Annotated in this window: 17 protein-coding genes; all 17 read left to right on the forward strand. The window is 59.1% G+C overall.

The annotated features are described in order from the left end of the window. The first annotated feature begins 214 nt into the window (after positions 1-214). A complete protein-coding gene (gene rplN / locus J3U95_RS02640) occupies positions 215-583 on the forward strand; it encodes a 50S ribosomal protein L14 (protein ID WP_005663451.1) in 369 nt (122 codons plus the stop codon). An 11-nt stretch (positions 584-594) separates the two neighbouring features. After that, positions 595-909 (forward strand): 50S ribosomal protein L24, encoded by a 315-nt coding sequence (gene rplX / locus J3U95_RS02645; RefSeq protein WP_005663448.1) that lies wholly within the window; start codon positions 595-597, stop codon positions 907-909. A 6-nt stretch (positions 910-915) separates the two neighbouring features. Then, positions 916-1,455 (forward strand): 50S ribosomal protein L5, encoded by a 540-nt coding sequence (gene rplE, locus J3U95_RS02650; RefSeq protein WP_005663447.1) that lies wholly within the window; start codon positions 916-918, stop codon positions 1,453-1,455. Between the two features lie 4 nt (positions 1,456-1,459). Continuing rightward, positions 1,460-1,765 carry a 30S ribosomal protein S14 gene (gene rpsN, locus J3U95_RS02655; protein ID WP_005663444.1) on the forward strand — a complete coding sequence of 102 codons (306 nt, stop codon included), beginning with the start codon at positions 1,460-1,462 and terminating at the stop codon, positions 1,763-1,765. Between the two features lie 14 nt (positions 1,766-1,779). Next, the gene (gene rpsH / locus J3U95_RS02660) at positions 1,780-2,175 is read left to right on the forward strand and encodes a 30S ribosomal protein S8 (RefSeq protein WP_005663442.1); all 396 of its coding nucleotides are present in this window, start codon (positions 1,780-1,782) and stop codon (positions 2,173-2,175) included. 10 nt (positions 2,176-2,185) lie between these two features. Then, entirely contained in the window at positions 2,186-2,719 is a 534-nt protein-coding gene (gene rplF / locus J3U95_RS02665) for a 50S ribosomal protein L6 (RefSeq protein ID WP_109345401.1), read from the forward strand. A 12-nt stretch (positions 2,720-2,731) separates the two neighbouring features. Beyond that, positions 2,732-3,094 (forward strand): 50S ribosomal protein L18, encoded by a 363-nt coding sequence (rplR, locus tag J3U95_RS02670; protein WP_109345400.1) that lies wholly within the window; start codon positions 2,732-2,734, stop codon positions 3,092-3,094. Between the two features lie 12 nt (positions 3,095-3,106). Continuing rightward, the gene (gene rpsE, locus J3U95_RS02675) at positions 3,107-3,625 is read left to right on the forward strand and encodes a 30S ribosomal protein S5 (protein WP_005663437.1); all 519 of its coding nucleotides are present in this window, start codon (positions 3,107-3,109) and stop codon (positions 3,623-3,625) included. 11 nt (positions 3,626-3,636) lie between these two features. Next, positions 3,637-3,816, forward strand: a complete 180-nt coding sequence (rpmD, locus tag J3U95_RS02680) for a 50S ribosomal protein L30 (protein WP_005663436.1) — start codon at positions 3,637-3,639, stop codon at positions 3,814-3,816. 28 nt (positions 3,817-3,844) lie between these two features. Continuing rightward, on the forward strand, positions 3,845-4,276 hold the full coding sequence (gene rplO, locus J3U95_RS02685) for a 50S ribosomal protein L15 (protein WP_005663434.1): 432 nt from the start codon (positions 3,845-3,847) through the stop codon (positions 4,274-4,276). 28 nt (positions 4,277-4,304) lie between these two features. Beyond that, positions 4,305-5,639 (forward strand): preprotein translocase subunit SecY, encoded by a 1,335-nt coding sequence (secY, locus tag J3U95_RS02690; protein WP_005663430.1) that lies wholly within the window; start codon positions 4,305-4,307, stop codon positions 5,637-5,639. 21 nt (positions 5,640-5,660) lie between these two features. After that, positions 5,661-5,879 carry a translation initiation factor IF-1 gene (infA, locus tag J3U95_RS02695; protein ID WP_005663428.1) on the forward strand — a complete coding sequence of 73 codons (219 nt, stop codon included), beginning with the start codon at positions 5,661-5,663 and terminating at the stop codon, positions 5,877-5,879. Positions 5,880-5,916: 37 nt separating this feature from the next. Beyond that, positions 5,917-6,030: a 50S ribosomal protein L36 gene (rpmJ, locus tag J3U95_RS02700; protein ID WP_005663407.1), complete on the forward strand. Its 114-nt coding sequence runs from the start codon at positions 5,917-5,919 to the stop codon at positions 6,028-6,030. Positions 6,031-6,044: 14 nt separating this feature from the next. Beyond that, complete coding sequence (gene rpsM, locus J3U95_RS02705) at positions 6,045-6,410, forward strand: 30S ribosomal protein S13 (RefSeq protein ID WP_005663405.1); 366 nt, start codon at positions 6,045-6,047, stop codon at positions 6,408-6,410. 14 nt (positions 6,411-6,424) lie between these two features. Beyond that, positions 6,425-6,829 carry a 30S ribosomal protein S11 gene (gene rpsK, locus J3U95_RS02710; RefSeq protein WP_005663404.1) on the forward strand — a complete coding sequence of 135 codons (405 nt, stop codon included), beginning with the start codon at positions 6,425-6,427 and terminating at the stop codon, positions 6,827-6,829. Positions 6,830-7,078: 249 nt separating this feature from the next. After that, complete coding sequence (gene rpsD / locus J3U95_RS02715) at positions 7,079-7,702, forward strand: 30S ribosomal protein S4 (protein WP_005663403.1); 624 nt, start codon at positions 7,079-7,081, stop codon at positions 7,700-7,702. 288 nt (positions 7,703-7,990) lie between these two features. Continuing rightward, positions 7,991-8,968, forward strand: coding sequence for a DNA-directed RNA polymerase subunit alpha (locus J3U95_RS02720; protein WP_005663401.1), 978 nt, complete (start codon positions 7,991-7,993; stop codon positions 8,966-8,968). Positions 8,969-9,021 lie beyond the last annotated feature (53 nt).

The raw sequence follows: 9,021 nt of genomic DNA on the forward strand, positions 1-9,021 counted from the left end.
GGCCCGCTGGTATCTGAGATACTAGCGGGCTTCGTTCATGTGTTGCCGCAGTTTGTCCCCTCGGCAAGTGCGGCCTGTAACGAATGCGTTATTGGAAAGTCCAATCACCCAATCGTGGTGCTCCAGCAGGGGCGGCACGGCGGGACCAAGACTGACCGCAGGCCCATGGGTTTCCGTGGGGTTTTCTACGGCTTAAGTTGGGAAAGAAAATACTATGATTCAAACCGAAAGCCGGCTCGAAGTAGCCGACAACACCGGTGCCAAGGAAGTTCTGTGCATCAAGGTGTTGGGCGGCTCGAAGCGCCGTTACGCGAGCATTGGCGACATCATCAAGGTCACCGTGAAAGTCGCTGCCCCACGTGGCCGCGTCAAAAAGGGTGAAATTTACAATGCCGTGGTTGTGCGTACCGCCAAGGGTGTGCGCCGCCAGGATGGTTCCCTGGTCAAGTTCGACGGCAATGCCGCCGTCCTGCTGAACGCCAAGCTGGAGCCGATCGGTACCCGTATCTTCGGACCGGTGACGCGCGAGCTGCGTACCGAGAAGTTCATGAAGATCGTGTCCCTGGCACCTGAAGTTCTGTAAGGATACGCGACATGGATAAGATTCGTAAAAACGACGAAGTCATCGTTCTGACCGGTAAGGACAAGGGCAAGCGTGGCGTCGTTCAGAAGCGTGTAGACGCTGAACACGTCATCGTCGAAGGCGTCAACGTCGCTAAGAAAGCGACCAAGCCGAACCCGATGACCGGTGTTACTGGTGGTATCGTCGACAAGACTATGCCGATTCACGTGTCGAACGTCGCGCTGTTCAACGCTGCGACCGGCAAGGCAGATCGCGTTGGCTTCAAAGACCAGGACGGCAAGAAAGTCCGCGTCTTCAAGTCGAACGGCGAAGTAGTGAAAGGGTAATAAGAAATGGCCCGTCTCCAAGCAATTTACAAAGACAAAGTCGTCGCCGAACTGACCGAGAAATTCGGCTACAAGTCGGTGATGGAAGTGCCGCGCCTGACCAAGATCACCCTGAACATGGGTCTGTCGGAAGCAGTCGCCGACAAGAAGATCATCGAGCACGCTACCGGCGACCTGACCAAGATCGCTGGCCAGAAGCCAGTCGTGACCAAGGCTCGCAAGGCAATCGCAGGTTTCAAGATCCGCGAAGGCTACCCGATCGGCACGATGGTGACCCTGCGCGGCGCCCGCATGTACGAATTCCTGGACCGTTTCATCACCGTGGCCCTGCCGCGCGTGCGTGACTTCCGTGGCGTGAGCGGCAAATCGTTCGACGGCCGTGGCAACTACAACATCGGTGTCAAAGAGCAGATCATCTTCCCAGAGATCGACTACGACAAGATCGATGCGCTGCGTGGCATGAACATCTCGATCACCACGACTGCTAAGACCGACGAAGAAGCCAAAGCGCTGCTCGCCGCCTTCAAATTCCCGTTCAGGAACTAAGAGCATGGCAAAACTTGCACTGATTAACCGCGAACAGAAGCGTGCAGACCTGGTGGAGAAATTCGCCGCGAAGCGTGCCGCTCTGAAAGCAATCATCGACGACCAGTCGAAGTCGGAAGAAGAACGTTACGAAGCGCGCCTGAAGCTGCAGGCTCTGCCGCGCAACTCGGCCCCGACCCGCCAGCGTAACCGCTGCGCCATGACCGGCCGTCCACGTGGCACTTTCCGTAAATTCGGTCTGGCCCGTACCAAACTCCGCGAATTCGCCATGAAGGGCGAAATTCCGGGTATGACCAAAGCTAGCTGGTAATAGGAGAATAAGCAATGAGTATGAGCGATCCTATCGCCGATATGCTGACCCGCATTCGCAACGCACAAGTTGTTCAGAAAACCTCGGTCGCAATGCCGTCGTCGAAAGTCAAGGTTGCCATTGCCAACGTCCTGAAGGACGAGGGTTACATTGAAGATTTCGCAGTGTCGTCCGAAGGCGGCAAAGCGGAACTGAAAATCGGTTTGAAGTATTACACCGGCCGTCCGGTCATCGAGCGCCTCGAGCGCGTTTCCCGTCCAGGCCTGCGTATCTACAAGGGCAAGGACGAGATCCCAACCGTCATGAACGGCCTGGGCGTGGCTATCGTCTCGACCCCGCAAGGCGTCATGACTGACCGCAAAGCACGTGCTACCGGCGTCGGTGGCGAAGTGATTTGCTACGTGGCTTAAGGAGTAGACGATGTCTCGAGTAGCTAAGATGCCAATCGCCGTCCCTGCCGGTGCCGAAGTCGCGATCAACGCGTCGTCGATCACCGTCAAGGGCCCGCTGGGCACCCTGACCCAAGCCCTGAACGGCCTGGTCAAAGTGGAAAACAACAATGGCACGCTGACCTTCGACGTGATCGACGAGTCGCGTGAATCGAACGCCATGTCGGGCACCCTGCGCGCCCTGGTCAACAACATGGTCGTCGGCGTCACCAAGGGCTTCGAGAAGAAGCTGAACCTGGTCGGCGTGGGCTACAAGGCAGCAGTGCAGGGCAACGCCCTGAACCTGTCGCTGGGCTTCTCGCACCCGGTCCTGCACGCGATGCCTGAAGGCGTCACCGCTGTGACCCCGACCCCAACCGAAATCGTGATCAAGGGTATCGATCGCCAGAAGGTTGGCCAGGTTGCCGCCGAAGTTCGCGCTTACCGCGCTCCTGAGCCTTACAAGGGCAAGGGCGTCCGTTATTCGGACGAAGTGGTGAAGCTTAAAGAAACCAAGAAGAAATAATCGGAGCTGACGATGGACAAGAAAGAATCGCGTCTGCGTCGTGGACGTCAAACCCGCATCAAGATCGCCCAGCTGGGCGTGAACCGCCTGTCGGTTCACCGCACCAACCTGCACATCTATGCGAACCTGATCAGCCCGGACGCAAAAGTACTGGTGTCGGCTTCGACCCTGGAAGCGGAAGTGCGCGCCGAACTGGCTGGCAAGACCGGCGCCGGCGGCAACGCTGCTGCAGCCGCCCTGGTCGGCAAGCGCGTCGCAGAAAAAGCACTGAAAGCAGGAATCACCGAAGTTGCGTTCGATCGCTCGGGTTTCCGTTACCACGGCCGTGTGAAGGCGCTGGCGGAAGCCGCGCGTGAAGCCGGTCTGAAGTTCTAAGGAAGAATCGTCATGGCAAAAATGCAAGCGAAAATGGCAAGCGACAAGCCGGATGATGGCATGCGCGAAAAAATGATCGCGATCAACCGCGTGACCAAAGTGGTCAAGGGTGGTCGTATCATGGGTTTTGCAGCGCTGACCGTTGTCGGTGACGGCGATGGCCGCATCGGCATGGGCAAGGGCAAGTCGAAGGAAGTTCCTGTCGGCGTGCAAAAAGCGATGGAAGAAGCCCGCCGCAACCTGATCAAGGTCCCGCTCAAGAACGGCACCCTGCATCACACCGTGTCCGGTCGTCACGGCGCCTCGCGCGTCATGATGATGCCAGCGAAACCTGGTACCGGCGTGATCGCTGGTGGCGCAATGCGCGCTATCTTCGAAGTGATGGGCGTGACCGACGTGGTCGCCAAGTCGACCGGTTCGTCGAATCCTTACAACCTGGTGCGCGCAACCCTCGACGGCCTGTCGAAGATGAGCACCGCGGCTGACATCGCTGCCAAGCGCGGCAAGTCGGTCGAAGACATCGTCGGTTAAGGAGAACTCACATGGCAAACACCGTTAAAGTTCAGCTCGTCAAGGGCCTGATCGGTACCCGTCAAGACCACCGCGCTACCGTGCGTGGCCTGGGCCTGCGTCGCGTCAACTCGGTCTCCGAGCTGCAAGACACCCCAGCCGTGCGTGGCATGATCAACAAAGTCGCGTACCTCGTGAAAGTTGTTTCGTAAGCCCTCGGGCTTGCGAACGGAGAAATCAATGGAACTCAATACCATTCAACCAGCCGAAGGCGCGAAACACGCCAAGCGTCGCGTCGGTCGCGGCATCGGCTCCGGCCTGGGCAAGACCGCCGGCCGTGGTCACAAGGGTCAGAAATCGCGTTCGGGCGGCTTCCACAAAGTCGGCTTCGAAGGCGGTCAGATGCCTCTGCAGCGCCGTCTGCCGAAGCGCGGCTTCAAATCGCTGAACGCGACCTTCAAGGCTGAAGTTCGTCTGTCCGACCTGAACAACCTGGCTGTCGGCGACGTCGACATCCTGGTGCTCAAGCAGGCAGGCATCCTGCCGGTCGTGGCACGCGATGTGCGCGTCATCCTGTCCGGCGAGATCACCAAGGCGGTGAACCTCAAGGGCCTGAAAGCGACCGCTGGCGCGAAAGCAGCGATCGAAGCAGCTGGCGGCTCGGTCGCGTAAAGCGGCCGCTGCCTGATCGGAGCAAAAATTGGCGACTAATTCACAACTTGGTAAAAGCGCCGCTTCCGGATTCCCCTGGGGCCGGCTGTGGTTTTTGCTTGGCGCATTGGTCGTGTACCGCATCGGTGCTCATATCCCGGTTCCCGGGATTGACCCGGTGCAGCTCGCTGCGCTGTTCAAGCAGAACGAGGGCGGCATCCTGGGCATGTTCAACATGTTCTCGGGTGGCGCCTTGTCCCGCTTTACCGTGTTCGCGCTCGGCATCATGCCTTACATTTCGGCTTCGATCATCATGCAGCTTGCATCGATCGTCTCGCCGCAACTCGAGGCGTTGAAGAAAGAGGGCGAGGCCGGCCGCCGCAAGATCACCCAGTACACCCGTTACTTCACGGTTGCGCTGGCTCTGTTCCAGGCGTTCGGCATCGCAGTCGCGCTCGAGGCGCAGCCTGGCCTGGTCATCGACCCTGGCCTCGGCTTCCGCTTCGTGACCGTCGTTACCCTCCTGACCGGCACCATGTTCCTCATGTGGCTGGGCGAGCAGATCACCGAGCGTGGTCTTGGCAACGGCATTTCGATCATCATCTTTGCCGGTATCGCAGCAGGTCTGCCTTCGGCCCTGGGCGGCTTGTTCACCCTGGTCTCGAACGGCTCGATCGGCAGCTTCTCGGCCATCCTGATCGTGGTCCTGGTGGCTGCGGTGACGTATGCGGTGGTGTTCGTGGAACGCGGACAGCGCAAGATCCTGGTCAATTACGCGAAACGTCAGGTCGGCAACAAGATCTACGGTGGCCAAACCAGCCACCTGCCCTTGAAGCTGAACATGGCAGGCGTGATCCCGCCGATCTTCGCATCGTCGATCATTCTGTTCCCGGCGACGATCGTCGACTGGTTCACGCGCGGCAAGGATTCGTCCGGCCCCGTGATCGGGTTCCTGAAGGATCTGGCGGCGTCGATGGCGCCAGGCGAGCCAATCCACGCGTTGCTGTATGCGGTGGCGATCGTGTTCTTCTGCTTCTTCTACACCGCGCTGGTATTCAACAGCAAGGAAACGGCGGACAACTTGAAGAAGAGCGGCGCGTTTGTTCCGGGCATCCGTCCGGGCGAGCAAACCGCACGCTATATCGACAAGATCCTGATGCGCCTGACCCTGGCCGGTGCAGTCTATATCACCCTGGTGTGCCTGGTGCCGGAGTTCATGACCGCCCAGTGGAAGGTTCCCTTCTACTTCGGTGGCACGTCGCTCCTGATCATCGTGGTGGTGACGATGGACTTCATGGCACAAGTGCAGAACTACGTCATGTCGCAGCAATATGATTCCCTGCTGCGTAAGGCTAACTTCAAGGGTGGAGTTCCTACGCGATAAGCGGGGGAGTGCATAGAGCGAATGGCAAAAGACGACGTCATCCAAATGCAGGGGGAGATCCTCGAGAATCTCCCAAACGCGACGTTCCGCGTGAAGCTGGAAAACGGACATGTGGTCCTGGGGCATATCTCGGGTAAAATGCGGATGAACTATATCCGCATCCTCCCGGGTGACAAGGTGACGGTGGAGTTGACCCCGTATGACCTGTCCCGGGCCCGCATCGTGTTCCGCACCAAGTAAAAACATCATCAAGTAAACGAACCGAAGAGAGTGCAAAATGAAAGTTAACGCTTCAGTCAAGCGGATTTGCCGCAACTGCAAGATCATCAAGCGCAAAGGCGTGGTCCGTGTGATCTGCGTCGAGCCGCGTCACAAGCAGCGTCAAGGTTAATCGAGGAATAACGAATGGCACGTATTGCAGGGGTTAACATCCCAAATCATCAGCACACCGTTATCGGCCTGACGGCTATCTACGGTATTGGCCGTCCGCGTTCGCAGAAGATCTGCGACGCAACCGGTATCGCGACCAACAAGAAGGTCAAGGACCTGGACGATAACGAACTCGAGAAACTGCGCGACGAAGTCGGCAAGTTTGTCGTGGAAGGCGACCTGCGCCGCGAACTGTCCATGAACATCAAGCGTCTGATGGACCTGGGTTGCTACCGCGGCATGCGTCACCGTAAGGGCCTGCCGGTCCGCGGTCAGCGTACCCGCACCAATGCTCGTACCCGTAAAGGTCCGCGCAAGGCAGCTCAATCGCTCAAGAAATAATCTAGGAACCGACCATGGCCAAGCAACAAAGCAGCGCAGCAGCAGCACGCGTGCGCAAGAAAGTGAAGAAGAACGTTGCCGAGGGCATCGCCCACGTGCACGCCTCGTTCAACAACACGATCATCACCATCACCGACCGTCAGGGCAACGCTCTGTCGTGGGCAACCTCCGGCGGCGCCGGCTTCAAGGGTTCGCGCAAATCGACCCCGTTCGCGGCTCAGGTCGCTGCCGAAGCTGCAGGCAAGGTCGCTCAGGAATCGGGCGTGAAAAACCTGGAAGTGCGTATCAAGGGCCCAGGCCCAGGCCGTGAATCGGCTGTGCGCGCTCTGAACAACCTCGGCATCAAGATCACCGAGATCCAGGACGTCACCCCAGTTCCACACAACGGCTGCCGTCCGCCGAAGCGTCGCCGTATCTGATGCGTCAGGGCAGGGCGGTCCGCCGCTCTCCCGCGCATTGATATCGACGCACGGGGCGCAAGCCCCGTTGTGTTTTACGAGATCGCCGGTGCAGTTGCCCAGAAATGGGTTATACTGCCCGGCTCTTGTCGCCTGCCATCTCGATGGCGGGCGATGTTGTAAGCCACGTCCGGCCTCATGCAGAGCTGGACTAGCGCCTGGGTGCATGTGCATCGCTGGGGCGTGATCAAATATTAAAGGAAATCTAACGTGGCACGTTATATCGGACCAAAAGCAAAACTGTCGCGCCGTGAAGGCACCGACCTGTTCCTGAAGAGCGCACGTCGCTCGCTCGATTCGAAGTGCAAACTGGACGTCAAGCCAGGCCAGCACGGCGTCAAGTCGGGTGCCCGCACCTCGGACTACGGCAACCAGCTGCGCGAAAAGCAGAAGGTCAAGCGTATCTACGGCGTGCTGGAACGTCAGTTCCGCCGCTACTTCGCTGAAGCGAACCGTCGCAAGGGCAACACCGGCGAAACCCTGCTGAAGCTGCTGGAATCGCGCCTGGACAACGTCGCTTACCGCATGGGCTTCGGCTCGACCCGCGCCGAAGCACGCCAGCTGGTGAGCCACAAGGCCTTCACCGTGAACGGCAACGTCGTGAACATCGCTTCGTACCAGGTCAAGACCGGCGACGTGATCGCTGTTCGTGAAAAAGCCAAGAAGCAAGTGCGTATCGCTGAAGCGCTGTCGCTGGCTGAGCAAGTCGGCTTCCCGAGCTGGGTCTCGGTCGACGCGAAGAAGCTGGAAGGCACCTTCCGTTCGTTCCCAGAGCGTAACGAAATCGCTGCTGACGTCAACGAAGCGCTGATCGTCGAACTGTACTCGCGTTAATCGACTGCGACAGAGCCGACTGCAAGTCGGCTCTTGGGCAGTCGTCCCCGCGCAGGCGGGGATCCCAGTTTGCCGGCTAGGTCGAAAAACTTGGGTTCCCGCCTACGCGGGAACGACGGGAGTGGTAGTGCAAGCGCAGCGACCTCGGGTCGGCCTTGCACTGATTCCAGAATTCCTCCTTCTCCCGTCGCACAGAATTCGTTTTACCGCCTGCTCACGCAGGCGTTCTCTTTAAAGCCATCAGCCTTATCGGTGTAACGAGCCGAGGGTATTGAAAAGGACTCATTCATGCAAAATAGTTTGTTGAAGCCACGTATCATCGACGTCGAAGCACTGGGCGCCGGCCACGCGAAAGTCGTGATGGAGCCGTTCGAGCGTGGTTACGGCCACACCCTCGGCAACGCACTGCGTCGCGTCCTGCTGTCGTCGATGGTGGGCTATGCGCCGACCGAAGTGACGATCGCTGGTGTCGTGCATGAATACTCGTCGCTGGATGGCGTGCAGGAAGATGTCGTCGACCTGCTGCTGAACCTGAAAGGCGTGGTCTTCAAGGTCCACAACCGCGATTCCGTCACCCTGACCCTGAAGAAGGAAGGCGAAGGCGCCGTCCTGGCTTCGGACATCGACCTGCCGCACGACGTCGAACTGATCAACCCTGACCACGTCATCGCCCACCTGACCGCAGGCGGCAAGCTGGACATGCAGATCAAGGTCGAAAAAGGCCGCGGCTACGTGCCGGGCAACGTCCGTCGCCTGTCGGAAGACACCAACAAGACCATCGGCCGCATCATCCTGGACGCATCGTTCTCGCCAGTGCGCCGCGTGTCGTACGCCGTGGAATCGGCCCGTGTCGAGCAGCGTACCGACCTGGACAAGCTGATCATCAACATCGAGACCAACGGCGTCATCACGCCTGAAGAAGCGATCCGCCAGTCGGCACGCGTGCTGGTCGACCAGCTGAACGTGTTCGCCGCCCTGGAAGGCACCGAAGCCGCCGCCGAAGCGCCATCGCGTGCACCGCTGGTCGATCCGATCCTGCTGCGTCCGGTCGACGACCTGGAACTGACCGTCCGTTCGGCCAACTGCCTGAAAGCAGAAAACATCTACTACATCGGCGACCTGATCCAGCGTTCGGAAAACGAACTGCTCAAGACGCCGAACCTGGGCCGCAAGTCGCTCAATGAAATCAAGGAAGTCCTTGCTTCGCGCGGCCTGACCCTGGGCATGAAGCTGGAAAACTGGCCACCAGCCGGCCTCGAGAAGTAATTTGTCGTACCCCGCCTGGACATGATGCCTGGGCGGATTTAACCCTGAACCGG

Source organism: Massilia oculi (assembly GCF_017582745.1).
In the GTDB taxonomy this organism is placed as follows: domain Bacteria; phylum Pseudomonadota; class Gammaproteobacteria; order Burkholderiales; family Burkholderiaceae_D; genus Telluria; species Telluria oculi_A.